Origin of the sequence: Mesotoga sp. HF07.pep.5.2.highcov (assembly GCF_003666285.1) — a bacterium.
Classification (GTDB): Bacteria; Thermotogota; Thermotogae; order Petrotogales; family Kosmotogaceae; genus Mesotoga; species Mesotoga prima.
This window is the reverse complement of sequence record NZ_JFHJ01000073.1, coordinates 1-587: the sequence shown is the minus strand read 5'-3', so window position 1 is coordinate 587 and position 587 is coordinate 1. Positions and strand designations below refer to the sequence as shown.

1 protein-coding gene is annotated in these 587 nt (G+C 46.7%); it reads right to left on the bottom strand.

Going from position 1 to position 587, the window contains the following annotated elements; genetic code table 11:
• On the bottom strand, positions 1-587 hold a 587-nt coding region (locus BG32_RS01340; RefSeq protein ID WP_220660297.1), incomplete at both ends, for a reverse transcriptase domain-containing protein.

Below are 587 nucleotides of genomic sequence, written 5' to 3'. Positions count from 1 at the left end.
CTCCTCCCTGTGGACTGCCAGTCTCTGTTTCCTTCCAGACTCCATCTTCCATTACTCCGCTCTTCAGTATTGCCCGTATGAGTTTGAGTATCTTTCCATCACTCACTCTCTCGGCTACGGAGTCTATTATCTTCTCATGATCCAGAGTGTCGAAACATTCACTGAGGTCAAGTTCCACTACATTACACAGTCCGTATTTGGATGCGAAGGCTTTCGCCTTCTCCACTGCCTGCCAGGCATTTCTTCCCTTTCTGTAACCGTAACTGGAGGGATGGAATCCTTCCTCGAATATTGGTTCGAGTACCTCCTTAAGAGATTGCTGTACAACCCTGTCCCTTACGGCAGGTATTCTCAATTGCCTCGTTTTACCGTCGGCTTTCGGGATTTCTACCCTCCTGAGTGACATGGGTTTGTATTCGCCTCTCTTGATTTCTCCGGATAGTCTCTCGATTTCTTCGAGAAGTTTCTCTCCAAATGTTTCTACGCTTACTCCGTCTATCCCAGGGGCTCCTCTGTTGGATTTTACCCTGCCATAGGCTTTTAAAAGGTTCTTCTCCAAATAGACTTTGTCGATTAGACTGTAATAC